At 68.7% G+C, this 25,692-nt stretch carries 25 protein-coding genes; 13 read left to right on the forward strand and 12 right to left on the reverse strand.

Features of this window, described 5'->3' with window-relative positions; all coding sequences use genetic code 11:
• Positions 1 to 5 precede the first annotated feature (5 nt).
• Positions 6 to 782, reverse strand: a complete 777-nt coding sequence (locus VD964_RS10685) for a histidine phosphatase family protein (RefSeq protein WP_324868385.1) — start codon at positions 780 to 782, stop codon at positions 6 to 8.
• Positions 783 to 1,006: 224 nt separating this feature from the next.
• Between VD964_RS10685 and VD964_RS10690 the strand changes: the two genes are divergently transcribed.
• The 5 genes from VD964_RS10690 (at position 1,007) to VD964_RS10710 (ending at position 5,434) form a co-directional block, all read left to right on the forward strand.
• Positions 1,007 to 2,113 (forward strand): alkene reductase, encoded by a 1,107-nt coding sequence (locus tag VD964_RS10690; RefSeq protein ID WP_324868387.1) that lies wholly within the window; start codon positions 1,007 to 1,009, stop codon positions 2,111 to 2,113.
• Between the two features lie 255 nt (positions 2,114 to 2,368).
• Entirely contained in the window at positions 2,369 to 2,932 is a 564-nt protein-coding gene (locus VD964_RS10695; protein WP_149222286.1) for a cold-shock protein, read from the forward strand.
• A 392-nt stretch (positions 2,933 to 3,324) separates the two neighbouring features.
• On the forward strand, positions 3,325 to 3,933 hold the full coding sequence (locus tag VD964_RS10700; RefSeq protein ID WP_324868390.1) for a YgjV family protein: 609 nt from the start codon (positions 3,325 to 3,327) through the stop codon (positions 3,931 to 3,933).
• Positions 3,930 to 4,637 (forward strand): Crp/Fnr family transcriptional regulator, encoded by a 708-nt coding sequence (locus VD964_RS10705; protein ID WP_310112125.1) that lies wholly within the window; start codon positions 3,930 to 3,932, stop codon positions 4,635 to 4,637. The genes VD964_RS10700 and VD964_RS10705 overlap by 4 nt, the downstream gene beginning before the upstream one ends.
• A gap of 128 nt (positions 4,638 to 4,765) precedes the next feature.
• Positions 4,766 to 5,434, forward strand: coding sequence for an MT-A70 family methyltransferase (locus tag VD964_RS10710; RefSeq protein ID WP_324868395.1), 669 nt, complete (start codon positions 4,766 to 4,768; stop codon positions 5,432 to 5,434).
• 153 nt (positions 5,435 to 5,587) lie between these two features.
• Here VD964_RS10710 and VD964_RS10715 read toward each other — a convergent pair whose 3' ends face one another.
• The 4 genes from VD964_RS10715 to VD964_RS10730 all read right to left on the reverse strand — a co-directional run bounded on the left by VD964_RS10715 (position 5,588) and on the right by VD964_RS10730 (position 10,092).
• Positions 5,588 to 6,217: an HAD family phosphatase gene (locus VD964_RS10715; protein WP_324868397.1), complete on the reverse strand. Its 630-nt coding sequence runs from the start codon at positions 6,215 to 6,217 to the stop codon at positions 5,588 to 5,590.
• A gap of 13 nt (positions 6,218 to 6,230) precedes the next feature.
• Positions 6,231 to 6,998 carry a DsbA family protein gene (locus VD964_RS10720; protein ID WP_324868399.1) on the reverse strand — a complete coding sequence of 256 codons (768 nt, stop codon included), beginning with the start codon at positions 6,996 to 6,998 and terminating at the stop codon, positions 6,231 to 6,233.
• Between the two features lie 125 nt (positions 6,999 to 7,123).
• Complete coding sequence (locus VD964_RS10725; RefSeq protein ID WP_324868402.1) at positions 7,124 to 8,548, reverse strand: esterase-like activity of phytase family protein; 1,425 nt, start codon at positions 8,546 to 8,548, stop codon at positions 7,124 to 7,126.
• 173 nt (positions 8,549 to 8,721) lie between these two features.
• Positions 8,722 to 10,092, reverse strand: a complete 1,371-nt coding sequence (locus VD964_RS10730) for a M48 family metalloprotease (protein WP_324868404.1) — start codon at positions 10,090 to 10,092, stop codon at positions 8,722 to 8,724.
• A 91-nt stretch (positions 10,093 to 10,183) separates the two neighbouring features.
• Here VD964_RS10730 and VD964_RS10735 point away from each other — a divergent pair, with 91 nt between their 5' ends.
• Both VD964_RS10735 and VD964_RS10740 read left to right on the forward strand, forming a co-directional pair.
• Positions 10,184 to 11,500 (forward strand): gamma-glutamyltransferase, encoded by a 1,317-nt coding sequence (locus VD964_RS10735; RefSeq protein ID WP_149222465.1) that lies wholly within the window; start codon positions 10,184 to 10,186, stop codon positions 11,498 to 11,500.
• Between the two features lie 47 nt (positions 11,501 to 11,547).
• Positions 11,548 to 12,711, forward strand: coding sequence for a pyridoxal phosphate-dependent aminotransferase (locus VD964_RS10740; protein WP_324868407.1), 1,164 nt, complete (start codon positions 11,548 to 11,550; stop codon positions 12,709 to 12,711).
• 172 nt (positions 12,712 to 12,883) lie between these two features.
• Here VD964_RS10740 and VD964_RS10745 read toward each other — a convergent pair whose 3' ends face one another.
• The gene (locus tag VD964_RS10745; RefSeq protein ID WP_149222464.1) at positions 12,884 to 13,621 is read right to left on the reverse strand and encodes an SDR family NAD(P)-dependent oxidoreductase; all 738 of its coding nucleotides are present in this window, start codon (positions 13,619 to 13,621) and stop codon (positions 12,884 to 12,886) included.
• 267 nt (positions 13,622 to 13,888) lie between these two features.
• Between VD964_RS10745 and VD964_RS10750 the strand changes: the two genes are divergently transcribed.
• On the forward strand, positions 13,889 to 15,100 hold the full coding sequence (locus VD964_RS10750; RefSeq protein WP_324868409.1) for a ChaN family lipoprotein: 1,212 nt from the start codon (positions 13,889 to 13,891) through the stop codon (positions 15,098 to 15,100).
• 10 nt (positions 15,101 to 15,110) lie between these two features.
• On the opposite strand, the gene VD964_RS10755 is transcribed toward VD964_RS10750, so the two are convergent.
• Complete coding sequence (locus tag VD964_RS10755) at positions 15,111 to 15,728, reverse strand: NUDIX hydrolase (protein WP_324868411.1); 618 nt, start codon at positions 15,726 to 15,728, stop codon at positions 15,111 to 15,113.
• 159 nt (positions 15,729 to 15,887) lie between these two features.
• On the opposite strand from VD964_RS10755, the gene rmuC reads away from it, so the two are divergent.
• The 4 genes from rmuC to VD964_RS10775 all read left to right on the forward strand — a co-directional run bounded on the left by rmuC (position 15,888) and on the right by VD964_RS10775 (position 20,226).
• Positions 15,888 to 17,342 carry a DNA recombination protein RmuC gene (rmuC, locus tag VD964_RS10760; RefSeq protein WP_324868413.1) on the forward strand — a complete coding sequence of 485 codons (1,455 nt, stop codon included), beginning with the start codon at positions 15,888 to 15,890 and terminating at the stop codon, positions 17,340 to 17,342.
• Between the two features lie 135 nt (positions 17,343 to 17,477).
• The gene (locus VD964_RS10765; RefSeq protein WP_324868415.1) at positions 17,478 to 17,669 is read left to right on the forward strand and encodes a hypothetical protein; all 192 of its coding nucleotides are present in this window, start codon (positions 17,478 to 17,480) and stop codon (positions 17,667 to 17,669) included.
• A gap of 176 nt (positions 17,670 to 17,845) precedes the next feature.
• The gene (locus VD964_RS10770) at positions 17,846 to 19,894 is read left to right on the forward strand and encodes a methyl-accepting chemotaxis protein (RefSeq protein WP_324868417.1); all 2,049 of its coding nucleotides are present in this window, start codon (positions 17,846 to 17,848) and stop codon (positions 19,892 to 19,894) included.
• A gap of 128 nt (positions 19,895 to 20,022) precedes the next feature.
• The gene (locus VD964_RS10775) at positions 20,023 to 20,226 is read left to right on the forward strand and encodes a hypothetical protein (RefSeq protein ID WP_324868419.1); all 204 of its coding nucleotides are present in this window, start codon (positions 20,023 to 20,025) and stop codon (positions 20,224 to 20,226) included.
• A gap of 28 nt (positions 20,227 to 20,254) precedes the next feature.
• Here VD964_RS10775 and VD964_RS10780 read toward each other — a convergent pair whose 3' ends face one another.
• The 4 genes from VD964_RS10780 to VD964_RS10795 form a co-directional block, all read right to left on the reverse strand.
• On the reverse strand, positions 20,255 to 21,304 hold the full coding sequence (locus tag VD964_RS10780) for a hypothetical protein (protein ID WP_414637124.1): 1,050 nt from the start codon (positions 21,302 to 21,304) through the stop codon (positions 20,255 to 20,257).
• 133 nt (positions 21,305 to 21,437) lie between these two features.
• Positions 21,438 to 21,659: a DUF1150 family protein gene (locus VD964_RS10785; protein ID WP_149222274.1), complete on the reverse strand. Its 222-nt coding sequence runs from the start codon at positions 21,657 to 21,659 to the stop codon at positions 21,438 to 21,440.
• Positions 21,660 to 21,746: 87 nt separating this feature from the next.
• Positions 21,747 to 22,223 carry an Hsp20 family protein gene (locus VD964_RS10790; protein WP_149222273.1) on the reverse strand — a complete coding sequence of 159 codons (477 nt, stop codon included), beginning with the start codon at positions 22,221 to 22,223 and terminating at the stop codon, positions 21,747 to 21,749.
• A gap of 125 nt (positions 22,224 to 22,348) precedes the next feature.
• Positions 22,349 to 23,521, reverse strand: a complete 1,173-nt coding sequence (locus VD964_RS10795) for an NAD(P)/FAD-dependent oxidoreductase (protein WP_324868424.1) — start codon at positions 23,519 to 23,521, stop codon at positions 22,349 to 22,351.
• 237 nt (positions 23,522 to 23,758) lie between these two features.
• Here VD964_RS10795 and rpsD point away from each other — a divergent pair, with 237 nt between their 5' ends.
• Positions 23,759 to 24,373 (forward strand): 30S ribosomal protein S4, encoded by a 615-nt coding sequence (gene rpsD / locus VD964_RS10800; RefSeq protein ID WP_324868425.1) that lies wholly within the window; start codon positions 23,759 to 23,761, stop codon positions 24,371 to 24,373.
• 102 nt (positions 24,374 to 24,475) lie between these two features.
• Here rpsD and VD964_RS10805 read toward each other — a convergent pair whose 3' ends face one another.
• Entirely contained in the window at positions 24,476 to 25,678 is a 1,203-nt protein-coding gene (locus VD964_RS10805) for a fused response regulator/phosphatase (protein ID WP_324868427.1), read from the reverse strand.
• Between the last annotated feature and the right edge of the window lie 14 nt (positions 25,679 to 25,692).

Here is a 25,692-nt window from a genome sequence, read left to right on the forward strand (position 1 = left end):
GTTCCCTATCGGGCTGCGACGGGGGCATCCGGCTCGGCGGTGACCGGGGCGCCGGCCTCCTCCAGCGGAGCGACGAAGTTGTAGCGGTGCAGGCACAGCCCGCCGCGCGGCCCGGCATTGGCGTCGAACCGGTATTCGGTGACGGAGCAGTTGGCGACGTCGCCGGCCCTGTCGATGGCCAGGATCTCGTCCTCCGTCATGTTCTCCAGCAGGTAGCGCATGCACAGCACCACCACCTGATGCCCGACGATCAGCACCCGCCGTCCGCCGTGATGCAGGCTGATGGTGTCGAGCGCGCTGCGCAGCCGCAGGATCACGTCGCACCAGCTCTCGCCCCCCGGCGGTCGGTGGTAGAACTTGCCCAGAAGGCGGCGGAATTCGGCTTGCTCCGGGAACTCCTGCCGGATGCCGGCGGTGGTCAGCCGGTCGAGGACGCCGAACTCCTTCTCCCGCAGCCGCTCGTCGATGACGAAGTCGGTCGGATCGACCGGCAGGCCGCCGGCCTGGTGCAGCCGCTCCGCCGTGGTCAGGGCCCGGCGGTAGGGCGAGGTCAGGACCACGTCGGGCCGCTCTGCCGCCGGCATGGCGGCGAACCAGCGGCCGAGCGCGTCGGACTGTCGCTCTCCCAACTGGCTGAGAGGAACGTCGACGTCGCGTTCGTCGATGTCGATCCGGACGAGGCCGGCCGCGTGCGCCGCATCGCGCGCGACGTTTCCGGCGCTCTCGCCATGGCGGACGATCCAGAGTCGGTCGGGCCAGCGCTGCTGCATCGGCGATCCCATTTGCTGGAGGTCTTGGGCTGGTGGACTTGGGCTGGTGGACTGGGGCTGGTGGACTGGGGCTGTCGGGAATAACCGCCGGGCGGGGCGAAAGGTCCCGCGGCCCGGCGGCAGGCGGTATGGCAGCCATGCTGTCCGGTCGCCCGCTGCGGCCAATCGGCACCTTGCCGGTGGCGGAGACCGGGCCACACTCTTCTGTCCAGTTTCACCATCTGAATGGATCGGACATGACGGACAGCCAGGACGCGGCCCCCCTGTTCCAGCCGGTGACGATCGGGCGCTACAACCTGCCCAACCGCATCGCCATGGCGCCGCTGACCCGCAGCCGCACCGACAACGCCACCGGCGTGCCGACCGCGATGAACGCCGAATATTACGCCCAGCGCGCCAGCGCCGGCCTGATTATCGCCGAGGCGACGCAGATCTCGCCCCAGGGAAAGGGCTATGCCTACACCCCCGGCATCCACAGCGCCGAACAGGTGGCGGGCTGGAAGCTGGTCACCGACGCCGTCCATGCCAGGGGCGGGCACATCTGCCTGCAGCTGTGGCATGTCGGGCGCATCTCCCACCCCGACCTGCAGCCGGGTGGCGCGCTGCCGGTGGCGCCGTCGGCGGTGAAGCCGGAGATGAAGGCTTTCACCACGGACGGCTTCAAGGACATCCCGACTCCGCGTGCGCTGGACATTTCCGAACTGCCGGGCATCGTCGAGGATTACCGCAAGGCGACCCGAAACGCGCTGGTGGCCGGATTCGACATGGTCGAGGTGCATGCCGCCAACGGGTACCTGATCGACCAGTTCCTGCGCGACGGCACCAACAAGCGCACCGACGCCTATGGCGGCTCGGTCGAGAATCGCGCCCGCTTCCTGTTCGAGGTGCTGGACGCCGTGGTGGCGGAGGCCGGAGCCGACCGCGTCGGCATCCGCCTGTCGCCGCTGAGTCCGGCCAACGATGCGCAGGAAAGCGACCCGATCGGCACCTTCAGCCCGGTGATCCGCCGGCTGAACGACTACGGCCTCGCCTATCTGCATATGATCGAAGGCGTAACCCGCGGGCCGCATCCGGGATTCGGCGGGGACCTCGCCGAGCTGTGCGGGCTCTACACGGGGCGCTACATGGCCAACAACGTCTATGACCGCGCCATGGCGATCCAGGCGACGGCCAGCGGCCACGCCGACATGATCGCCTTCGGCCGCCCCTTCATCGCCAATCCCGACCTGGTGGAGCGGCTGCGCATCGACGCTCCCTTGGCCGAGCCGGACCAGAAGACCTTCTACGGCGGCGACCAACACGGCTACACCGACTATCCTCCCTTGAAGCAGTCGGCAGCCTGAGCGTTCGCCGCACGGGCGGCGTGCAGATCGTCCCCGAGTCGCCGCGCATATGGCGAGGCGAAGGGGCCGAAGGACGAGTGCGGAGCGGCACTTCGGTGCCGTCCGCCCCGTTCCGGAGCGCCGGCGCGGCGGCAAGCGTGAGCCTGGGGTGGGGCATTTAACGGCGATTCGGTCATCTTTCCTTTGGAAGGCTTGACCTGGGACCGGATCCCTGTGACAAAAGACATTCGGCACACTCTATGAGCTTGAAGACACATGTTCGACCGCCCGCCCCGCCAGGGCTTCCGCGCTCCCGAGATCACCAAGTCCAACGTCACCGCCACCGTGAAGTGGTTCAACCCCACCAAGGGGTTCGGCTTCGTGTCGCCTGAGGACGGTTCGCCCGATGCCTTCCTGCACGTCTCTGCGGTTCAGGCCGCAGGCTATGACGCGCTGGACGAAGGCACCACCATCACCTGTGACCTGGCCCGTGGGCCGAAGGGTCCGCAGGTGGCCTCCATCCACACGGTCGATACGTCGACCGCTCAGCGTTCGGCCCGTCCGCGGACCGGCGGCTTCGACCGTGGCGGCTATGACCGCGGCGGCTACGATGCCGGCGGCGGCAGCGGCGGCGAAGAAGTCGACGGCACCGTGAAGTGGTTCAATGCCGACAAGGGCTTTGGCTTCATCACGCCGAGCACCGGTGGCAAGGACGTCTTCGTCCATGTCAACGTGCTGCGCCGTTCGGGCATGCAGACCCTCCAGGAAGGCGATCAGGTGCGCGTCACCGTTCGCCAGGGCCAGAAGGGTCCGGAAGCGGGCAAGGTCGAGTACCTGTAAGGTTCGGGGTATCCCGGACCTCGACCGGACGGCGCACGTTTTCGGACGCGCGCCGGCTCGGTCGGCTCCGCTCATCTGACAAGCGTATCGAAGGCTCGAGCGGTCATCGTTCCAGCCTTCCCGGTGAAACTCCGGACTCTTTTCGCACGGTGCCTCCCTTCGGGGGCGCGCCGTGCGTTCTTGTCTTTTGCATCTCGGTTTTTTGCGGTCCTGGCTCGTGAGTGATCCGGCCGTGGCTTGGTTCGGCCCGGCGGTGCGTTGCGTGTGTCTTCCGCTCTTCTCATTCGGTACTTTGCTCTCCGCGCCTTTCCTTGCGCCGCCCTTCGGGGCGGCCGGCGCCGTTTCCCATCCCTTGTCCCGCCTCCCGTTTCGTTGCTGGGGGGATTTCCTGCATGATCGAGATGCTGACCATCCGGCTCCCCGCGCTCTTCGGCGGGGGAGGGGAGACGGACATCTGGTGGTCCGTTGCGCAGTTGGTCGGCTTGTGCGGCATGCTCGGCGGCATGCTCTGGCCCTTTTTCCGCAGCCGGCGGGCCATGCTTCTGGTGCAGCTGGTGCCCTGCCTGGGCTTCGCCCTGCATTTCTCCCTGGTGGGCGCCCCGACCGCGGCGGCGCTGAACGGGCTTGCGGCGCTGCAGGTGTTGGCGGCGCTGGCGCTCGGCACATGGCCGGCTTTCCGAGTCGTCTATCTGCTGATCCTGCCGGTGATTGCCGCGGTGATGGCCGTGACCTGGACCGGCCTGCCCACCGTCTTTGCCGCGGCCGGCATGGCGCTGATCAGCCTGGCGCGCTACCAGACCCGGGTTGCGGCGTTCCGCGGCGCCATGCTGGTGGCATTGCCCTGTTGGTTCGTGCACAACTGTCTGGTGGGGTCGATCCCGGGCATGATCTCCGATCTGACCGGAATTGCCGTCAATGTCTGGAGGCTTCTGAGCGACCGGACGGCGCCGCGCCCACCAACATCAATGCCGCCAACGGCCGGGGAGGCGAAGCTGTCATGACCACCCACCACAGCAACCTGTCGGCGGAAGATGCCGCCGCACTGCGCGCCATACCGCTCTTCGCCAAGCTGACCGACCGTGCCGTGTCCCTGCTGGGCGGCGTCGCCATCGTGCGCCCGGTGCCGCGCGGCACCACCCTGTTCCTGCAGGACGAGCCCGCCGACCGCTTCTTCGTGCTGCTCGACGGCTGGGTGAAGCTGTACCGCCTGACCCGCGACGGGACGGAGGCGGTGGTCCATGTCATCGGTCCGGCCGAGAGCTTCGCCGAGGCCGCCATGTTCGCGGACGGCAAGTTCCCGGTCTGTGCGGAGGCGGTGACCGACGCCCGTGTCATGACCCTGACCGCCGACGGATTTGCCCGCTGCCTGCGTGAGGATGACCGCATCGCCTTCGGCATGCTGGGCTCGCTGTCGGTGCGCCTGCGTCATCTGGTGACGCAGATCGAGCAATTGCAGGTCCAGCCGGCGCCGCAGCGGGTCGCCGCCTTCCTGATGCGCGTCTGCCCGCCCGGCGACGGACCGGCGCAGTTCCAGCTTCCCTTCGACAAGGCGCTGATCGCCCGGCGCCTGGGCATGCAGCCGGAAACCCTGTCGCGGGCGCTCGCCAAGCTGCGTGCCTCCGGCGTGGAAACCCAGGGACTGACCGTCAGCGTGGCCGAGCGCGCCACCCTGCGCGCCGTCGCCGAGGCGGGCGAGGAGGAGTGACCGACGGCTGCCCGCCGCCGCTTGTGACAGCGTCGGCGGAGCGGCTAGACTGGATTGACGGCGGTTGCCGCCGCGTGCGAGTTTGCACCCCTCCCAGTACCGGGTTTGTTCAGGATTTCGAGGCAGCGATGGGCGACAGCAACACGGTGGCGACGGCATCGGATCCGGCGCGGGATCTGGTGGCCTTCGCCGGTGACCGGCGCTTCGCCACCGTGATGGCGGACCCGCCCTGGCGCTTCGTCAACCGCACCGGCAAGATGGCGCCGGAACATCGCCGCCTGTCGCGCTACGGCACCATGACGGTGGAGGACATCTGCGCCCTGCCGGTCGCCGACATCGCCGCCCCCACGGCGCATCTCTATCTCTGGGTTCCCAACGCGCTGCTGCCGGAAGGCCTGCAGGTCATGCGCAGCTGGGGGTTCGAGTACAAGACCAACCTTATCTGGCACAAGGTGCGCAAGGACGGCGGGTCGGACGGGCGCGGGGTGGGGTTCTATTTCCGCAACGTGACCGAACTGATCCTGTTCGGTGTCCGCGGCAAGAAGGCCCGCACGCTGCCCCCCGGCCGGACCCAGGTCAACCTGATCGAAAGCCGCAAGCGCGAACACAGCCGCAAGCCCGACGAACAGTATGAACTGATCGAGGCCTGCAGCCCCGGCCCCTTCCTGGAAATGTTCGCCCGCGGCGCCCGGCCCAACTGGTCGGTCTGGGGCAATCAGGCCGACGACAGCTATGAGCCGACCTGGAAGACCTACGCCTTCAACTCCGCGACCGACCGCGAGGCGGCGGCGGAGTAGGGGGGAGTTCTATCGTCGCGGCCCCCTCCCTAGCCCTCCCCCGCTGCGCGGGAGAGGGGACTGCCGCCGCGGTGCGAATCACCTCACGTCGACAAGCGTTCTACCCCCTCTCCCGCGAAGCGGGGGAGGGATGGGGAGGGGGCCAATCAAGCTCTACAAAACCCCCAGCGCCACCAAATCCCGCCGCAGCGCCTCCGCACCCAGGAACAGGTGCGCCGACATGCCCACCGATTTGGCCGCCTCGACATTGTCGGGGTTGTCGTCGATGAAATAGCAGTGCTTCGGTTCGAGGCCGTAACGATCCATCAGCAGCCGATAGATCGCCGGGTCCGGCTTCACCAGCCGTTCCTGACCCGAAACGATGATGCCGTCGAAGCCGTTCAGGAAGTCGAAGCGCTTGCGCGTCAGTTCGAACTTGTCGGTGGAGAAGTTGGTGATGGCGTAGACCGGGACGCCGCGGGCCTTCAACTCTGCCAGGATCTCCGGCGTGCCGGGAATCGGGCCGGGAACCATGCGTTCCCACATGTCGTCATAGGCGCGGATCAGTTCGGCGCAGTCCGGATGCTCCTCGGTCAGCTGGGCGATCGCCTCGCTCCAGGGACGGCCGCGGTCCTGCTCCAGGTTCCAGGCGGGGCTGCAGACCCGGTCGAGGAAATCCTCCATCAGGTCTTCATAGCCGTCGAACAACTCGCGGTAGAGGTGCCGCGGGTCCCATTCGATCAGCACCTGCCCGACGTCGAAGACGACGACGGTCGGCTTCAGCGGCTCAGTCGTTGCGGTCATGAAACGGTTCGCCTCAACCCTTGGCCCGGGCAGCGTCGGTCAGCCGCTTCATGTCGTCCAGCTTGATGGCGCCGGGCACCAGCTCGTCGCCGAAGACGAAGGCCGGGGTGCCGCGGATGTTCAGCTTCTCGGCCAGCGCCTGATTGGCGGCGATCACCTTCAGCACGTCCGGCGACTCCATGTCCTTCTTCAGCCGGTCGGTGTCGAGACCGACCGACTTGGCCAGCCGCATGACCACCGCCTCGTCCAGCTGGCCGCGATGAGCCATCAGGGCATTGTGGAATTCCATGTACTTGCCCTGGGCGCGGGAGGCGAGTGCGGCTTTGGAGGCGAGCAGCGACGCCGGTCCCAGGATCGGAAATTCCTTCAAAACGAAGCGAAGCTTCGGATCGCCCTTGATCAGCGCCTGGGTGTCGGCCTGCACGGCCTTGCAGTAGCCGCACTGGTAATCGAAGAACTCCACCACCGTCACGTCGCCCTGCGGGTTGCCGGCGACCGGATCGGCGGGGTTGCGGGTCAGCTCCTGCCTGTTCTCGACCAGGGCCTTGCGGGCCTGTTCGGCCTCCGCCGCCTTCTGGCGCTCCTGCATGGCGTCGACCGCCTGCAGGATGACCTCGGGATGCTCCATCAGGTAATCGCGGACGATCTTCTCGATGGCGGCCTTCTGGTTGCCGTCGAAGCTCGCCGATTGCGCATGGGCCGGAGCGGCGGCGGACAGCGCCAGCGCCGCGACAGGCAGGGCCAAAAGGGCGGAACGCAGGTACGGCAGGACGGGGCGCATGGTGGGCGGTCTCCGAAAACGCTGGGGACATTGGGCCGAAGGCCGCCCACACTGGACCGACAATCGGGTCCGGACAAGTGCAAAGCGCTCGCCCGGACCACACCCCCGGTTTCACTATCGCGTGATCAACGGGCGCGCAGAAGTTCGCCCACCGACAGCAGCGCCATCTCGTCGCCGTCGGCCTTGCCTATGGTCCGGCCGGTGGAGTAGGGCAGGTTGTTGTCGTTGACGACCACGATATGGTCGGCATCGACGATGTTCACCCCCTCCGGCCCCAGATGGGGCATGACGAAGCGGCCTTCCGGCGCCTGTCCGGCACGGGCCTTGCGGTCAGGATCGGCGATGTCGGTCAGGTCGATGTAGCCGACCTTGCGCACGAAACCGTCGGCGTCGGCCCCGGCGATGTCGATCTTGTAGACCCGCTTGAAGGCGGCCGGAGCGTTGAAGCAGTCGGGCTTCGCCTCGCCCTGGCAGACCTGGGTCTTCGCGCCCTCGCTGCTGTCGTCGCGCTCGATCACCAGGGCGGTGCCGGCGTCGATCATCGCCAGATCGGCGACGACGTTGGCGTTGTCCTCCAGCTTGTACTTCCAGGACTTGCCGGTGTACGTGCGGCTGGCGACGTCGAATTCCAGGATGCGGGTGTACGCGCGGCCGTCCTTGTTCTCGAAGGCGTTCGCCGTGGCATTCCACAGCGGACCTTCCAGCGACGGGTACAGGGTCTTGCCGTCCGGCGACACGCCCATCGGCTCGAGCCCGCGCGACCGGCGGACCTCGAAGGCGACGGCGCCCGGCACCGGCGGCAGGATGCCGTTGCGGTAATGGTCGGGCGAGCGGGCCGGCTTGCCGTCGACCATCGTCTCATGCATTGCGACGACCACGCCGTCGCGGCTCAGTTCCAGGATGTAGGGGCCGAACTCCTCGCCGATGAACAGGCGATCGGCCTGCACCACCAGCGATTCGGGATCGAAGTCGGCGCCGGTCAGGTAGCGCGCGGTGCTGTTCTCGTTGACGATGGCGAAGGGAACCTTGCGGTCGGGATCGCGCAGGAAAATCGTCTCCAGCCGCTGCAGGGCGCCGCTCTGCCAGTCCGGCTTGACGCGGTGGACCATCAGCAGCGCGTCGACCGAGTTCACCTTGCTGCCGAAACCGTTGTCGGTCAGCGCCATGTACTCGCCGTTGCCCTGCGGAACGATGGCGGAGAAGCCCTGCACCGCTTGTCCTGCCACCGGCAGCATGATCTCGGTCTGGCGCGGGACCTTGGGGTCGGAGGCGAAGGAGGTGGCGCGGATGCTGCCAACCGTGTCCACGCGCTTGCGGTCGGCGTTGGTGAACTTGCCGGCGGTGGCGAACAGCGGCCCGGCATCGGCCGGCGCCTGCACCAGCGTGTCGGCGGGCAGCAGGGCATGGCCGGCCAGCGTGGCGGGATAACGCTTGGCCTGCTGTTCCTGGGCCTGAGCCGGGGTCGCGGCGGCCAGGGCGGTGGACAGCAGGGCTGCGGTGGCGAACAGGGCGCCGCGCCAGGACGGCAGGCGGACGGACAGCATGGGCATGCACTCCCGTGGACGGTACAGCGCGTCCGGGCCAAGTGGCGGGGCCAAGTGGCGGGGGGACGCGCTCGATGTCCGCGGAATAGCAAGCGGCGATGACGTGGCCGGGACGGTTCGGTGACCGTTGCGTTACCGGAAGGACGCTTTCGTCATATGACCGATTCGCCTTGGTCCAATCAGCGCGTCCTGTCGCCGCCGGTCTGGCCGCGGATGTCCTGGGCCCGCAGCCAGCCCGGCGACCCGGCGGGCAGCAGCTTTTCCGCCCGTTCGGCCTGCGCCTTGGCCATCGGCAGGTCGCCCCTCGCCAGCGCCTCCTCGGCGGTGGCATAGGCGACCATGCCGTCGTTCTTCTTCATGCTCCAGGCCTGGGCGGTCAGCCGCCACAGAAAGGCGGACTGGGCCTTGCCCTTCGACGCGATCTGCAGGTTCTTCAACGCCTCGTCGGCGAGCCGGGGATCGCGCTGTTCCAGCAGGGCGTGGGCGAGCGAGACGCGGATCGTTCCGGCTTCGGAACCGGCCAGCTCGATGGCCTTGCGGTAGGGGGCGACCGCATCCGGCGCGCGGCCGGTCTGCAGCATCAGGTCGCCCTTCATCTCGTGCAGGTAGGGATTCCTCGGCTCGTCCGCGATCAGGCCGTCGACCAGCGGGGTGGCCTGCTTGACGTCGCCCTGGCGGAAATAGGCATAGGCGCGGCCATAGCGGGCGGCGGGCGACGGGTCGTTCGCCTTGTAGCGTTGCAGCGCGCCGCGCGGGTCGAGATAACCGTACAGCTTGGCCTGGATCCGCCGCAGGTCGGCCTCCGTCGCCGCCGGCAGCCGGGCGTCGGCATAGCGGGACCGGGCGACGAAGGCTCTCACCGCTTCGATGCGCTCGCGCGTCAGCGGGTGGGTCAGGCGATAGCCGGCGTCGCGGTCGTTCATCAGCGGCTCGCCGACGCCCAGCTTTTCCAAGAAGGTTTCCATCCCCTTGGCGGAGATGCCCGACTGTTCCAGGAAGGACAGGCCGGCCTGATCGGCCGATGCCTCCTGCGTGCGGGAAAAGGACAGGAAATTCCGCTCCGCCAGATGCTGGCCCAGCATGACGCCCGCGGCGCCGGCCCCGGCGTTGCCCGAGGCGAGGCCGCCGATGACGCCCAGGCCCATGCCGAGCAGCGAGGACAGGAAGGCATTGTCCATCGCCTCCGTCCCGCGCACCAGATGTCCGCCGGAGATGTGGCCGGTCTCGTGCGCGATGACGCCCAGCAGCTGGTCGGCATCGTCCACCGTCAGCAGCAGCCCGGTGTGCAGGAAGATGTTCTGTCCGCCGGCGACGAAGGCGTTCACCGACGGATCGTTGACCAGGAGGATCTGCACCGAGTCGGGGTCGATGCCGGCCGCCTGGAAGATTGGCCGGGCCATCTTGCGGATGATATGGTCCGTCTCGGCGTCGCCCAGGATCTGCATGTCCGAGCGGCGCTGCGCGCTCGCCGGTGGCGCTTCCCACACCAGCGACATCAGACACATGGACATGATGGCGACGACCGAAACCAGCCTGCTGGGCTTGCGCACCGTGACGACCTCCGGCTTTGAACAGCGGACCCCCGCGCGGAACCGGCGGAACTCCGGGCCGCGACACACTCGCTTGCGAATCTGGCGACGGTTGGGCGCGGTTGCCATAGCTGCATCACTGCTGACCGGCTGCGTCAACACGAAGTTCAAGACCGACGCGACGGTCCAGAGCTTCGTCGTCGCCGACGAACCCTATGCCGCCGGCATCGGCCGGGACATCATCGCCCAGGGCGGCAAGGCCGGCGACGCGGTGGCTGCCATGGCGCTGGCGATGACCGCCAGCCTGCCGTCGCGCGTCGGGCTGACCGGTGGCGGCGTCTGCGTGCTGTTCGACGCCGCGTCCAAGAAGGCCCGCACCATCGACTTCCTGCCGCGCCCGGTCGGTGCCGGCGGTGCAGGCAGTGTGGGCATGCCCGCGATGGCGCGCGGCCTGTATGCCGTCCAGGCCTCGGCCGGCGTGATGCGGTGGGAGCAGGTGGTCGCCCCGGCGGAACAGCTGGCCCAGTTCTCCCCCGGCCTCAGCCGCGCGCTGGTGCAGGATCTGAGCGCGTTCGGCGGGCGTCTGGCTCCCGATTCCGATGCACGTCGCCGCCTGATGGGCGCCGGCACGCCGGCGGTCGGCACGGTCGCCGGCCAGCCGGAACTGGCCGCGACCCTGTCGGTGCTGCGCCGCCAGGGCGTGGGCGCCTTCTATGCCGGGCCGCTCGCCGCGACGGTCGCCCAGGGCATTGGGCTGGATGCGGCGCAGCTGCGCGCCTATCAGCCGCGCGTCGGCGCCACACTGACCGTGCCCTTCGACATCAGCGACCTGCATGTTCCCGACACGACCGAGCCGGAGTCGGGGGCTGCCCTGATCCAGGCCTGGAAAGCGGTGGCCGCCCTGCCGCCGGCCGAGCGTGCGACCCGTGCCGCCCAGCTGCTGGGCGCCACCGGTGCCGGCGCTACTGCCACTGCGGCCGGCGCCGGGGTGATGGTGATCGATCCGGACGAGAACGGCGCTGCCTGCGCCTTTACCCAAGGCGCTCCCTTCGGCACCGGGCGCGGCATTCCCGGCACCGGCATGCTGGTGGCCCAGGGGGTGGACCGCGGCGGCTTCGGCGCGCCGGCCCTGATCGCCAACTCGATCATCGGCCGCACCCTGTTCGCCGGGGTCGGCACCGCCGGGGGCAGCGACGGCCCCGCCGCCGGCCCCGCCGCCCTGCTGTCGGTGGCATTGCCGTCGGGCCTGGAGGACAAGTCGACCGCGCCGCAGATCCAGGCCGCGCGTCCGCAATCCATCCCTGGGCGGGTCAGCTTCATCGGCTGCCGGGTTTCAACGGAGGACGGGATCCGCTATTGCCAGACGGCAACCGACCCGCGCGCCGGCAGCCTGGCGCTGACGGTCGAAAGCGAACGCAAGCGGGACTGAACCGCGAAAAAGCGGCCCGCCCAAAAGAGAGTTAGAGACGGACGATCATGAGCAAGCAGCCCAAGGTTTCCAAGCGGGGCGCCATTCCGCCCTTCTTCGTGATGGAAGTGATGCGCGCCGCGGCGGAGCGCGAGGCCGCCGGGCTTGAGGTCCTGCATATGGAGGTGGGGCAGCCCTCCTCCGGCGCGCCGAAGGGCGTGGTGCAGGCGGCTGCCACCGCCGTCGTGGGAAGCGACCCGCTGGGTTACACCGGGGCGCTGGGCATCCCGCCGCTGCGCGCGGCCATCGCCAAATGGTACAAGGACCGGTACGGCGTGGATGTGCCGGAGCGGCGGGTGGTCGTCACCACCGGGTCGTCGGGCGCCTTCCAGCTGGGCTTCCTCGCCGCCTTCGATCCGGGCGACCGGGTGGCGATGGCGTCGCCCAGCTATCCGGCCTACCGCCACACCCTGACGGCCGCCGGTGTCATCCCGGTGGAACTGCCGACCGGGCCGGAGCATCGCTTCCAGCCGACCATCGAACTGCTGGAGGCGCTGGAGGAGCCGGTGCAGGGGCTGATCGTCGCCAGCCCGGCCAACCCGACCGGCACGATGCTGAGCCGGGAGGAACTGACCGCGCTGTCCGACTGGTGCCGCGCCAACGGCGTGCGCATGGTGTCGGACGAGATCTACCACGGACTGACCTATGGCACCGATGCGGTCACCGCGGCCGAGGTGAACGATCAGGCGCTGGTGGTCAACAGCTTCTCCAAATATTTCTCGATGACCGGCTGGCGTCTGGGCTGGATGATCGTGCCGGACGATCTGCTGCGGTCGGTCGAATGTCTGGCGCAGAACCTGTTCATTTCGGCGCCCACGCTGAGCCAAGTGTCGGCGGTCGCGGCCTTCGACTGCACGGCGGAGTTGGACGGCCACGTCGCCCGCTACGCCCGCAACCGCGCGGTTCTGCTGCAGGAACTGCCGAAGGCGGGCTTCACCAAGATGGCTCCGGCCGATGGCGCCTTCTACATCTATGCCGACGTGTCGGACATGACCGACGACAGCGAAGCGCTGGCGAAGCAGCTCCTGGAGGAGACGGGCATCGCCTGCACTCCGGGCATCGATTTCGACACTGCCCGCGGCCGGCGCTTCCTGCGCTTCAGCTTCGCCGGGTCTGAGGAGACCATCGCCGAGGCGGCGCGGCGGCTGATCGCCTGGCGGGCGGGGAAGTAGCGTTCGGTTGGGAGGGTGTCGGCTGACGATGCCCCCTCCCTAACCCTCCCCCTCTTCGAGGGAGAGGGGACTGCCGCCGCTTTGGCAGTTAGGTCAGGCTGACAAGCGTCCTGCCCCCTCTCCCTCGAAGAGGGGGAGGGATGGGGGAGGGGGCAACCGTCCGAAGCACCCCTCAGAACAGATGCTGCCCGCCGGTGATGAAGGTCTCCGTCCCGGTCACATAGGCCGAATCCGGGCCGCAGAGGTAGAAGATCACCGCTGCGACGTCTTCCGGCGTTCCCATGCGCTTCAGCGGGATGCGTGGGATCAGCACGTCGTATTCCGGGCCGGTCATCGCCGTTTCGATCTCGCCGGGGGCGACGGCGTTGACGCGGACGCCGATCTCCGCGAACTCCACCGCCATCTCCCGGGTCAGTCCCGACAGCGCCGCCTTGGAGGTGGAATAGGCGGAGCCGGCGAAGGGGTGCACCGAATGGCCGGCGATGGAGGTGACGTTGACGATCGCCCCCTTGCCCTTCGACAGCGGCGCGGCGAAGCCGCGGGCCAGAACAAGCGCTGCGAAGAAGTTCAGCTCGAACACCCGGTGCCAGCCCTCGATGGAGCCGTTCAGGCAGCCCAGCCGCTCCTTGATCGGGGTCTTGGGCGAGATGCCGGCGTTGTTGATCAGGGCATGCAGGGGGGCGCCGTCCAGCGCCTTGTTCGCCTCCTCCACGAACGCGGCGCGGCTGGCGGGGTCGGACAGGTCGGCCGGGATGTGGTGGGTCCAGTTGGGATCGCGCCGGCAATGCTCCGGCACATCCTCGCGCGAGCAGGAGATCACGCGCCAGCCTTCGTTGCTGAACCGGGTGACGGTGGCGTGTCCGATACCCCGGCTGGCGCCGGTGAGAATGACGGTCTTGCGGTGCGGCATGGCGGCGGTGCGCTTCACGAATGATTGCGGTCGGGCGGGGAGAGCGGACGCCCTGGGTCTGGCCTCGGGAGTATACGGATGCCGGCGCGGAAGGCCGCCATCCGCCGTATGTTCACCGCCGGTGCCGATCCTACCCGCCGATGCACCGGCTGTCATCCGCCGCGGATCTTCAGCGCGGCCGAACGACGCAATCGGTGGCGTTCGCCATTGACCTTGTGTCCGGCAGTTCCAACCTTGGCGCAATGCCTGAGCCGACGGAGCCGACCCTTGCGCCAGATCTTCCGTCCCATCCCCCCTCCCTTGGCCCGTCCCTTTCGCCTTGCCGCGCTGGTCTTCGCGGCGCTGTCCTTCGTCGCCGCATCCGGCGTCCGGGCGGAGGATGCCGCGCGCATCGGCTGCGTGCCGCCGGGTGTGTGGGCCGACGGCACCGGAACGGCGGTGGAGCCGGCACCGCTGCTGCGCCGGCTCGCCGAAGCGCCGGTCGTCCTGCTGGGGGAGCAGCATGACAAGGCCGACCACCACCGCTGGCAGCTCCACACCCTGGCCGGCCTGCATGCGCTGACCCCCGACCTTGCCGTCGGGATGGAGATGCTGCCGCGCCGGCTGCAGCCGGTGCTCGACCGCTGGGTGGCGGGGGAACTGACGGAAAGCGAGTTCCTGAAGGAGACGGACTGGCGCACGGTCTGGGGGTTCGATCCGGCCTTCTACCTGCCGATCCTGCAATTCGCCCGTCTGCACCGGCTGCCGGTGGTGGCGCTGAATGTGGAACGTTCGCTGATCAGCCGCACCGCCCGCAACGGCTGGGCCGCCATTCCGGTGGCGGAGCGCGAGGGCGTCGGCACCCCCGCCGCCCCGACGGAAACCTACCGCAACCGCCTGACCGAAACGCTGGCGGCACACGACCGCTCGGAGTCGCAGGCGACCGCTCCCACCGATGCGGCCAAGCGCTTCATCGACGCGCAAGGTGTCTGGGACCGCGCCATGGCGGAGAAGATTGCGGAAACCCGCCGGACCACCGGGCGCGCCGTCGTCGGCATCCTGGGGCAGGGCCATACCCTCTACCGCGACGGCGTCCCGCACCAGCTGGCCGACCTCGGCATCGCCGATGCCGCCGTGCTGCTGCCGTGGGATGCCGACCGCGACTGCGACGAGCTGGACGGGCGCATCGCCGATGCGGTCTTCGGGCTGGGGCCGGCGCGCGAGGATGCCGAACCGCAGCGGCCGCGGCTGGGCGTGCAGCTCGACCCCGGTCCGGAAGGCATCACGGTGGGATCGGTCAGCGACGGCAGCGTTGCCGCGGCGGCCGGCCTGCGCACCGGCGACCGCATCCTGATCGCCGCCGGAAGCCCGGTTCGGGCGCCGGCCGATCTGGTCGCCGTCATCCGCCGCCAGGCGCCCGGCACATGGCTGCCGCTGACCATCCGGCGCGACGGCGCGGAGCAGGAGCTGGTGGCGAAATTCCCGGTGGAACGGCGCTAGGCGGCGCTCCTCACAGCATCCGGTCCCAGCGGGCGAGCGCGTCCGGGGTGGGGTTGACCGCGGGGGCGCAATCGTTGCGGCCGAGCCGGTCGCGGTGCTCGCGCAGGGCCCAGACCACCGTGGGGAAGGCAAGCTCGCCCCAGGGGATCTCGTCCCAGGCGAACAGCCCGACCTCCAGGCTCTCCGGGCCGGGCTCCACGTCCGGGGACAGCAGACGGGCGCGGAAGATCATCTGCACCTGGCTGATGCGCGGGATGTCGTAGATCGCCAGCAGATGGTCGATGTCGATGCGGGCGCGCGCCTCTTCCCAGGCTTCGCGGGCCGCTCCCTCGCGGGTGCTCTCGCGCTCTTCCATGAAGCCGGCGGGCAGGGTCCAGAAGCCCTTGCGCGGTTCGATGGCGCGGCGGCACAGCAGGATGCGGCCATCCTCCCAGGTCGCCACCGCACCGACGACGATCAGCGGGTTCTGGTAGGCGATGTAGCCGCAATCCGGGCACATCAGCCGCTCGCGATCCTCGCCGGGGGGTATGGCGCGGACGCGGGGGCCGCCGCAGCCGGGGCCGCAATCGGAGGCGCCATTGGGGGCGCCGTTGGGGGATTTGCTGTCGGGAGTGTTGTCGTCTGGCATGGCCTCCGATATGGCGCCGCGGACTTGGTTGGGCAAGCGGGGAAAGCGGCGGCTGGGCAATGCTGCGTCACCCTGTCTGTTCGCGCCCTGTTCCAATTCGCGTTTCGTTCCGATAGGCTGTGCCCGTTTCGGGTGTGGGGCAGGGGTGAGGGAACGGGTGTGACGCAGTTCGTGGTGAACGGGATGGTGGTGGACGGGATGTCCCTGGCGATCGGGCTGGCAGCCGGCCTGCTGCTGGGCACCGCCATCGCCTGGGCGGTGCTGCGCGCCGCCGCCGGCCGGGCGGAGGCCGCGGCTGCTGCCCTGCATGCGGAGTTCGCCACCCGTCTCGACCTCGCCGAGCGGACTGAGGACGACCTGCGCGAGGAGATCGAGGCGCGGGACCATCAGATCGCCCGGCTGCATGGCGAGGTCGCCGATGCCCGCGAACGCCACGCCCAGCTGTCGACCCGGCTGGACGCCGAACGGACCGCGGCGGCGGAGAAGATGGCCCTGCTGGAGCGGGCGCAGGCGGCGCTGGCCGACAGCTTCAAGGCATTGTCGGCGGAGGCGCTGCACCAGAACAACCGCAGCTTCCTCGATCTGGCGCGGGAGACGCTGGCCGGGTTTCAGGAGCAGGCGAAGGGCGACCTGGACAAGCGCCAGACCGCCATCGCCGCCATCGTCGATCCGGTGCGCCAGTCGCTGGAGGCGATGGACCGCCAGATCCGCGACCTGGAAAGCACGCGCGCAGGCGCCTACGAGGGGCTGAAGCAGCAGGTGCTGTCGCTGGTGGAAACCCAGAGCCAGCTGCGGGCGGAGACCGGGAACCTCGTCCGTGCGCTGCGCACCCCGGCGGCGCGCGGGCGCTGGGGCGAAATCCAGCTGCGCCGGGTCTGCGAGATGGCGGGGATGCTCGACCATTGCGACTTCGTGGAGCAGGTGTCGGTCGACAGCGGCCGGCTGCGCCCCGACCTGATCGTCACCCTGCCCGGCGGCAAGACCATCGTGGTCGATGCCAAGACGCCGCTGGAAGGCTATCTGGACGGTGTCCAGGCGGCGGACGATCTGGCGCGGCGCGACGGCATGGTCCGCCATGCCCGCCATGTGCGCGAGCATATGAAACAGCTCGGCACCAAGGGCTATTGGGACCAGTTCGACGACAGCCCGGAATTCGTCGTGCTGTTCCTGCCCGGCGAGAATTTCTTCTCCGCGGCGCTGGAGCAGGACCCGGCGCTGATCGAAGCCGGCATCGACCATCGCGTCATCCTGGCCACCCCGACCACGCTGATCGCGCTGTTGCGTGCCGTCGCCTATGGCTGGCGGCAGGAGCGGCTGGCCGACAATGCCCGCGAGATCAGCGCGCTGGGGGCGGAGCTGTACAAGCGCCTGTCCGATCTGGGCGGCCATATGGAAAAGCTGGGCGGGCAGCTGGACAAGGCCGTCGGCTGCTACAACAGTGCGGTCGGTACGCTGGAATCGCGGGTGCTGGTCAGCGCGCGCCGCTTCCGCGACCTGCATGCAGCACCGGAGGGATCGGAGATGCCGCTGCTGGAACCTCTGGACCACAGCCCGCGCCGCCTGCAGGCGACGGAACTGCGTGTGCCGCCGGTGGAATCCTCCGCCGCGGACTGACGGCGGCGCGGCCCGTTGCTGCGACATTCCGTCCTGTCCGTAACCGTGCCCACAGGCACGTGTTCACCGCTGCGGTGCAGCGTCGGGCGTGCTATCCATGCGGCCTCACAGGCTTCGACACCATGGAACCCGCCGATGACGGACCAGACCGGAACCGAACAGACCGTCCGCTGCGACCGCTGCAACCATCCCTATCCCGCCGTGACGGAGGGGGGCTGTCCGCGCTGCCGTTCGATTCGACGCAGCAACGCGGTGATCGTCACCCTGCTGGTGATGCTGGTGATCCTCGCTCTGGTCGGTTGGATCGGTACTTTGGTCCTCACTTGATTCCATTGCCGGTACTTTGGTCGGTCATTGCGCAGACACTGCACATTCCGTATGCAAAGCGCACAATGAAACATCATTTCTATTTGACCCGATAATCGAGCAAGTTTTTTGCTTGTCATGAATAGTTCAATCTGAGAAGCAACCCTCTGCCGTCGTTTTTGCGCAGGGGTCGCATCATGCTGAAGAACCTCAGGATTGCCGCGCTCACCAACCTGTTCGGCGTGGTGGTCACGCTCGGCTTCCTGGCGGTCGTCCTGACGGGTGCGCTGGCGATCCGCGAACTGAAGGTGGGCGGTCCGATCTACCAGCGCATCGTGCTGGGCAAGGATCTGATCGCCGACATCCTGCCGCCGCCGGAATATGTGATCGAGGCCTATCTGGAAACCACGCTGGCGATGAGCGACCCGGCGTCGGTGGAGCAGCGGCGGGCGCGTCTGGTGCAGCTGCGCAAGGATTATGACGACCGGCACGAATACTGGTTGAAGGAAGGGTTCGAGACGTCGCTCGTCGACCAGTTGACCAAGGCATCGCATGCGCCGGTGATGCGCTTCTGGACCGAAGTCGAGACGAAGTTCCTGCCGGCTCTCGCCCGCAAGGACGAGGCGGCGGCCCGCGCCTCCTACGCGGTCATCGCCGAGGCCTATGCGGCCCATCGCGCCGTCGTCGACCGGATCGTCGCGGACACCACCCGCTACAACAGCGAGACGGAGGTCTATGCCGCCGGACGCGAAAGCCTGTTCATGAGCGCGGTTTGGGGCGTCTCGGCCCTGGTGCTGGCGGTGGTGGTGCTGGGCGTGCTGGGCATCCGGCGCCGGGTGGTGCGACCGGTGGGCGAACTGACCGCCGCGATGCGCCGTCTGGCCCAGGGCGACCTCGGCGTCGCCATTCCCGGTTCCGACCGCGGCGACGAGATCGGTGCGATGGCCGGTGCCCTGCGCGTCTTCAAGGAGAATGCCGAGGAGGCGGAGCGTCTGCGCCGCCTGCGCGAGGAAGAGCGGGAACGGTCCGAACGGGAGAAGCAGGCCGCCTTGCTGCGCATGGCCGAGACGGTGGAGACGGAAGCGTCCAATGCCGTCGATGTGGTCGCCAGCCAGACCAGCCAGATGGCCGGCAACGCGACCCGCATGGCCGAATCGGCCCGCGCGGTCAGCGACAACAGCCAGAATGTGGCCGCCGCCGCGACCCAGGCGCTGTCGAACGCCCAGACCGTGGCTGCCGCATCGGAGCAGCTCAGCGCCTCCATCCGCGAGATCGCCACCCAGGTCGGCGCCGCCACCGCCATGACCGGCGAGGCGGTCGGCGCTTCGGTCCGGGCGGAGGAAACCATCCAGCGCCTTGCCGAGGCCGTGACCCGCATCGGCGAGGTGACCGACCTGATCAACGACGTCGCCGGCCAGACCAACCTGCTGGCTCTGAACGCCACCATCGAAGCGGCGCGGGCAGGGGAGGCCGGCAAGGGCTTCGCGGTGGTCGCCAGCGAGGTGAAGCAGCTGGCCGGCCAGACCGCACGGGCGACCGACGAGATCGAAAGCCAGATCGCCGCCATCCAGGCCACCACCGCGGAGGCGGTCAGCGCGGTGCGCGCCATCGCCGACCGGGTGCGCGGGGTGGAGTCGGTATCGGCCACCGTCGCCGCCGCCATCGAGGAGCAGGAGGCGGCAACCGGCGAGATCGCCCGCAATGTCCTCCAGACCTCCAACGCGGCGCAGGAGGTGGCGACCCGCATCGCCGCCGTCTCGCAGGAGGCGACGGCCACCGGCGAACGCGCCAGCGAGGTCAACGCCCTGTCCACCCGCGTGGCCTCCAGCATCGACCAGCTGCGCCGCGTCCTGATCGAGGCGATCCGCACCGCCACGCCGGAGGTGAACCGCCGGGCCGCCCCGCGCTATCCGCTGAACCGGCCGGGCCGGCTGACCATCGGCGGGCGCGAGGTGCCGGTGACCGTCGACAACGCTTCGGAAGGCGGCGCGCAGATCAGTGGCTTGCCGCAGGAGTGCTGGGCCGCTCTGGGGCAGGGGACGGCGCTGAGCGTCGCGTTGCCGGGGCTGGAACCGGTGCCAGCCACGGTGCGCGCGATTGACGGCAGTGTTAGCGGCGGTGTTGGCGGCGTTGTTGGCGGCCGTCTGCATGTCACCTTCACCCTGGCCGCTGCCGACCGCGAGCGCTTTGCCGGTCAGTTCCGCCGCATCGTCGCCGGGCTGGTGCCGATGGACAGGGCGGCGTGAGCGTCCCTCCGGCCACAGGCGGGACGAAGACGGCAAGATGACAGTGAATTCATGACGTTCGGGTGTTGCACCGGTCCAGAATGGCGGCAGCTCCACGGCCGCCGGCCCGTTCCGAAAGCCCGTTCGCCATGGTCAACACCACCGCCTGTCCCTATTGCGGCTCCGACTACGGGCATGGTCCCGACGAGTGTCCGCTCTGCCGCTCCGCCCGGCGCACCGATCTGATCGTGCGCTGTGTCATCGGTCTGCTGTTCCTGGCGCCGATCCTGACGCTGGCCGCGACGGTCCTGCTGGACAACCGCGCGGTGGCGACGATTCTCTCGATGGACTGATTGCGCCCGCCGGGGCGGTGCCCGCAGCCTACAAATGCCCCGTCCGCGCCGACTGCTCCAGCGCCTTGATGTGGGAGAGGCCGGGCAGGATCTCCGATTTCACGAACTCCATGCGCCGGTTCGGACCGCCGCCGCCGCGGGCGAAGCGGTGCTTCCACAGGTTCATCTTCACCGCGAGACCGCACAGCACCCCGCCGATGGTGACGTGGTGGGACGAGATCAACTCGCGGATGGCGCGGAAGGTGTCGGCGTTGATGTCGCTCCAGAAATCCTTGGACCGGTTGTCGAAGCTCTCGAACCGGCCGGTGATGGAGGTGGAGATGTCGGTCAGGTCGCGGGCAATCTCATCCAGCATCCGCATCTGCCGCGAATCGCGCTTCACCTCGGCGGAATTGCGGATCTCGCCCATCCAGGTGACGAAGCGCTGCACCTCCGGCACGATCTCGTCCAGGCATTTGCGGAAATAGGCCAGCGACAGGAAGATGTCGCCGTACTCTTCCAGGAACTGCGGGATCTCGTTCAGGCCGATGTCCAGCCGGTCGGCCATCATGCGCAGGTTGCGCAGCGCCTCCTCCCGGTTGGGGTTGGCGAACAGCTGGATGATGTCGGTCACGTCCGCGACCTGAAGCTCTTCCGTGCCGTAGACATATTCCATCAGCGGCCGGGTGAAGACGCGCATGTAGTTGGTCAGTTCCGCCTTCTTGCGGTCTGACAGCGTCAACGATTCGACGTTGTTGACGTCGATGTTCAGCCGCCGCAACTCGATGCGCGAGGAGTAGACGTCGAAGCTGGAGGCGGCGCCGATCTTCTCCAGCTTCACCAGATCGCGCTCGATCTCGTCCTTGTAGGATTCGAAATAGGCGGGCAGATGGCGGGCGGTCACTTGGCCGCTGCCCGCCTGGGCGTCGTGGAACATCTCCACCACCGTCTGCAGCCGGACATTCTTGATCAGCCGGGCATGCTGCAGGCCGGGGGTGTCCAGCGGGATCGACGACAGCGGAAGAATATGCAGGGAATCGCGGGCCTCGTCGTCCCACGCCTTCCGTTTCTCCGTTTCGGCGGCGGTCTTCGTGTCCACCACCGTATCGCTCGCCCCGCCGTCCAACCGACCGTCCCCCGATGCCTTTTTCGCGTATAGCGCCCGTGATTATGGCAGAGCGCACCTTACAACAGGAGTTAGGGCTGACAAGGATCGAGATGCCGGCCGGTGGTCAGTGGACGCTGACCGGCTCCATGTCGTTCTGCACGATGGCGGCGAAGGCCAGCTCGCGGTCGGCGACGACGCTCAGCGGCGTGCCGTCGGCGGCGTGGATCGCGAAGGCGGCGGTGCCCTCGAGTTCCACCGGCCGGACATAGGCGACGTCGCCCAGGCCGAAGCTGGCGAAATCCTGGGTCGACAGCTGGCGCAGCTGGCTGTGGGTATCGTTCATCATGATCGTGGTCTCCCGGCGGCTCCCCGTCATGGGCGGCCGCGCGTGCAGAGTGTCGGGAAGGCAGGTGGGAGGAAAACAGGGGCCGGGTCAGTCGTCCTTGCCGTCGGCGGACACGTCGATGGTGCGCGGCATGGCACCGCCGGCGGATTTCTTCGGCTGCTCGATCTTGATCGTGCGGACCTTCGGTTCCGGCATCGGACGGGTCAGGTCGATGTTGAGCAGCCCGTTGTCGAGCGAGCAGCCCACGACCTCTATCCCTTCGGCCAGGACGAAACTGCGCTGGAACTGCCGGGCGGCGATGCCGCGATGCAGGTAGACGCGCGACTTGTCGTCGGTCTGGCGACCACGGATGACGAGCTGGTTGTCCTCGATCTGGACCGACAGGTCTTCGGAGGTGAAGCCGGCCACGGCAAGCGTGATCCGCAGGCCGTCGTCGCCGATCTGCTCGATGTTGTAGGGAGGATAGCCTTCGGCCGAATTCTTGGCGATGCGGTCGAGCGTCCGCTCGAACTGATCGAAGCCGAGAAGCAGCGGGCTGTTGAAGAGCGAAAGGCGAGTCGTCACGACGCATCCTCCTCACGACGGGAGCGAGTTGCGGAAGATGGGCCCGTTTCCGGCGCCCGGCGGATCGGCGGCCCAGCACATGCCGGCGCCGCCACGCCTATAGATTGGGAGAGCCGGGGTCGCGGTCAAGAACCCTGTGAGCCCCAAGCGCCGCCGATGATCTCGGGAGCCTCGTCCAGCTCCACCGCCACCGCGTCGGCGATGGCGAGGCAGGAGGTCAGGCCCGGCGATTCGATGCCGAACAGGTTGACCAGCCCCTCCACCCCATGGGTGCCCGGCCCCTGGATCAGGAAATCAGCCTGCGGCTGTCCCGGTCCGCTCAGCTTGGGCCGCACGCCCGAATAGGCCGGCACCAGCGCGTGGTCGGGCAGCCCCGGCCAATAGGCGCGCACCGCGCCATAGAAGGAGTCGGCCCGGACCGGATCGACGGCGTAGTCGATGGGCCCCTCTCTATGGCCGGCGACGTCGCCCAGCCATTCCACGTCGGGGCCGAAGCGGGCCTGTCCGGCGAGGTCCAGCGTCAGGTGGACGCCCAGCCCACCCTCCACCGGCACCGGATAGACCAGCCGGGAGAAGGGGGAGCGGCCGGCGGCCAGCGCATAGTAGTTGCCCTTTGCCAGCACCCGCGGCGGCACATGCGCGGCATCCAGCCCCTCCAGCCCGCGCGCCACCGTCCAGGCGCCCAGCCCGGCGGCGTTGACCAGCGTGGAGCAGGCGAGGAGCATCGGCTCCGCCCCGCCGACCTCCAGCTCGAAACCGTCGGCGATGCGGTGGGAGCGCAGCAGGGGACTTTGCAGCGCCAGCATCGCGCCGGCCTCCTCGGCATCGCCCAGCAGGGCCAACATCAGCCCGTGGCTGTCGATGATGCCGGTGGAGGGCGACAGCAGGGCGCCGACGGTGCGCAGGTTCGGTTCCCATCGCATCGCAGTGGCGGCGTCGATCTCCGTCAGGTCGGCGACGCCGTTGGCGGCGGCCTGGGCGCGGATCGCCGCCAGCTTCGGCAGTTGGCTTTCCTCCGTCGCGACGATCAGCTTGCCGATGCGGCGATGCTCCACGCCATGGGCGGCGCAGTAGTCGTAGAGAGCGTCGCGGCCGGGCACGCACAGCCGGGCGCGCAGGCTGCCGGTAGGATAATAGATGCCGGCATGGATGACTTCGGAGTTGCGGGAACTGGTGCCGGTCCCGATGGCGTCCGCCGCCTCCAGCACGATCACCTCGCGCCCGGCCCGCGCCAGCCGGCGCGCCACCGCCAGACCGACCACCCCCGCCCCGACGACCACGCACTCCACCCGTTCCATCGCGTCATTCCTGCCTGCCGCTTGCGGTGTGGGGAAGGGGAGCGCAAAACGGCAGGGCGGGCAAGGGGTTCCAGATACGCCGTCAGGCTTGACTCCGGCACGCCAATGGGTATTGTGCGCGCCTTCACCTCCTGGGAAAGCGGGCGCGCGCAATCTTTGGCGCCCCGTCCGCCGCCTGAAAGGGCGGTCGGAACTACCGGGACAACATCAACTCGTGTACAACGAGGCGTGAGAGTTATGAGCAAGCGTCAAGAGTCCAAGTACAAGATCGACCGCCGCCTTGGCGTCAACCTGTGGGGCCGTGCCAAGAGCCCGCTGAACAAGCGCGAGTATGGCCCGGGCCAGCATGGCCAGCGCCGCAAGAAGCCGTCGGACTACGGTCTGCAGCTGATGGCCAAGCAGAAGCTGAAGGGCTACTACGGCAACATCGGCGAGAAGCAGTTCCGCCGCATCTATGCCGAGGCCGTCCGCCGCAAGGGCGACACCGGCGAGAACCTGATCGGCCTGCTGGAGCGTCGCCTGGACGCCGTGGTCTACCGCATGAAGTTCGCGCCGACCCCGTTCGCCGCGCGCCAGCTGATCAACCACGGCCACATCCTGGTCAACGGCCGCCGCCTGAACATCGCTTCGGCCCGCATCAAGGACAACGACACCGTCGAGGTGCGCGCCAAGTCCAAGCAGATGGCGCTGGTCCTGGAAGCCGCCGCTTCCGGCGAGCGTGACATCCCCGATTACCTGGAAGTTGACGGCAGCGCGCTGAAGGGCCGCTTCGTCCGCGCCCCGCTGCTGGCCGACGTTCCGTACCCGGTCCAGATGGAACCGAACCTGGTCATCGAGTTCTACTCGCGCTGATCGGTCGGCTCCTGCCGAACGCGAAAGGCCGCTCCCTCGGGGGCGGCCTTTTTGCTTTTGGCGGAGGCTTTTGGATGCGGCCTTGGCCATCAAGCCCGGCGCTCACCTCCGCCGGGACACCAGCAGCGCCGTCAGGTCGTCGTCGATGGGACCGGTGGCGTGGAGATCGCCCAGCAGGCCGTCGAGCAGGCGGGCGCCGTCGGGCTCGTGCAGGCGGCGGGCGAGCAGGGCGGCGAGGCCCGGTTCGTCCAGCACATCATGGCCCTCCGAGCCGAGCGGAATCTCGATCGCCGCGTCGGAGTAGAGGAACAGCCGCGCACCCGGCGGCATCGGCAGCTGCCGGCTGTCGTAGGTGGCGGACGGCAGCAGGCCGAGCGGCAGGCCGCTGCCGTCGCCCAGCCGTGGCGCCTCGTCGCCGGGCAGCCACATCATCGGCGTCGTCGATCCGGCAGAGGCGTAATCGAACACCCCCGCCACCGGATCGATCAGGCCGGTCAGCATCGTGGCGAACTGGCCGCAGGGAAGCAGGCCGCACAGCCGGCGGTTCATCGCGGCCAGGAACTCGGCAGGGGTCAGCCCCGTGCTGCCGATCTGGCGGCAGATGGCGTCCAACCGGAAGGTGTTCAGCGCCGCCCCCACGCCATGGCCGGAAAAATCGACCATGTAAACGGCGACCCGGCCGCCCGGCAGCCGGTCGATGCCCCAGAAATCGCCGCCAAGCTCGGATGAGGGGGCGAAATGGGCGTCGATGGCGATGCCGGTCGCCGCCTGCAGGTCCGCCAGCCGGTCGGGACCGGGCAGCAGCCGGCTTTGCATCGCGCGGGCGAGCGCCAGTTCGCTCTCGGTCCGGCTGTGATACTGCTCCAGGTCGCGCAGCATGGCGCGTTTACGAAGCTGGATTCGCACGCGGGCCAGCAGCTCCACCGCGTTGATCGGTTTGGTGACGTAATCGGTCGCCCCGGCGCGGAAGGCGCGGGCACGGTCCTCGACGCGGTTCAGGCTGGACTGCACCAGCACCGGCAGCGATTTCCATCGCGGGTCGGCGCGCAGGAGCCGGCACATCTCGAACCCGTCCATCCGCGGCATCATCAGGTCGAGCAGCACGAGGTCGGGCTTGAAGCGCTCCATCCGGGCCAGCGCCTCCTGCCCATCCTCCGCCTGTTCGACCAGGGTGATGCCGCCGCGCTCCAGCAGGGCCAGCAGGAGATGGCGGTTGATCCGGTTGTCGTCGACGACCAGCACGCGGGCGCCGGCCAATCCGTCCGCGGAGTCGCTTCCTCCGGCAAGCGGGCCGGCTGCCATCATGTCCCCGGTATTCA

The sequence above is a fragment of the Azospirillum sp. genome (assembly GCF_035628975.1).
In the GTDB taxonomy this organism is placed as follows: Bacteria; Pseudomonadota; Alphaproteobacteria; order Azospirillales; family Azospirillaceae; genus Azospirillum.

Bases quoted from the DNA above. Each gene is read 5' to 3' on its own strand.
- VD964_RS10725 (WP_324868402.1), bottom strand. From the start codon at position 8,548: ATGCCCATGCTGTCCGTCCGCCTGCCGTCCTGGCGCGGCGCCCTGTTC.
- rpsD (WP_324868425.1), top strand. From the start codon at position 23,759: ATGAGCAAGCGTCAAGAGTCCAAGTACAAGATCGACCGCCGCCTTGGC.
- VD964_RS10710 (WP_324868395.1), top strand. From the start codon at position 4,766: ATGGGCGACAGCAACACGGTGGCGACGGCATCGGATCCGGCGCGGGAT.
- VD964_RS10740 (WP_324868407.1), top strand. From the start codon at position 11,548: ATGAGCAAGCAGCCCAAGGTTTCCAAGCGGGGCGCCATTCCGCCCTTC.
- VD964_RS10785 (WP_149222274.1), bottom strand. From the start codon at position 21,659: ATGATGAACGATACCCACAGCCAGCTGCGCCAGCTGTCGACCCAGGAT.
- VD964_RS10715 (WP_324868397.1), bottom strand. From the start codon at position 6,217: ATGACCGCAACGACTGAGCCGCTGAAGCCGACCGTCGTCGTCTTCGAC.
- VD964_RS10685 (WP_324868385.1), bottom strand. From the start codon at position 782: ATGGGATCGCCGATGCAGCAGCGCTGGCCCGACCGACTCTGGATCGTC.
- VD964_RS10695 (WP_149222286.1), top strand. From the start codon at position 2,369: ATGTTCGACCGCCCGCCCCGCCAGGGCTTCCGCGCTCCCGAGATCACC.
- VD964_RS10700 (WP_324868390.1), top strand. From the start codon at position 3,325: ATGATCGAGATGCTGACCATCCGGCTCCCCGCGCTCTTCGGCGGGGGA.
- VD964_RS10720 (WP_324868399.1), bottom strand. From the start codon at position 6,998: ATGCGCCCCGTCCTGCCGTACCTGCGTTCCGCCCTTTTGGCCCTGCCT.
- VD964_RS10745 (WP_149222464.1), bottom strand. From the start codon at position 13,621: ATGCCGCACCGCAAGACCGTCATTCTCACCGGCGCCAGCCGGGGTATC.
- VD964_RS10755 (WP_324868411.1), bottom strand. From the start codon at position 15,728: ATGCCAGACGACAACACTCCCGACAGCAAATCCCCCAACGGCGCCCCC.
- VD964_RS10765 (WP_324868415.1), top strand. From the start codon at position 17,478: ATGACGGACCAGACCGGAACCGAACAGACCGTCCGCTGCGACCGCTGC.
- VD964_RS10805 (WP_324868427.1), bottom strand. From the start codon at position 25,678: ATGATGGCAGCCGGCCCGCTTGCCGGAGGAAGCGACTCCGCGGACGGA.
- VD964_RS10795 (WP_324868424.1), bottom strand. From the start codon at position 23,521: ATGGAACGGGTGGAGTGCGTGGTCGTCGGGGCGGGGGTGGTCGGTCTG.
- VD964_RS10705 (WP_310112125.1), top strand. From the start codon at position 3,930: ATGACCACCCACCACAGCAACCTGTCGGCGGAAGATGCCGCCGCACTG.
- VD964_RS10690 (WP_324868387.1), top strand. From the start codon at position 1,007: ATGACGGACAGCCAGGACGCGGCCCCCCTGTTCCAGCCGGTGACGATC.
- VD964_RS10775 (WP_324868419.1), top strand. From the start codon at position 20,023: ATGGTCAACACCACCGCCTGTCCCTATTGCGGCTCCGACTACGGGCAT.
- VD964_RS10770 (WP_324868417.1), top strand. From the start codon at position 17,846: ATGCTGAAGAACCTCAGGATTGCCGCGCTCACCAACCTGTTCGGCGTG.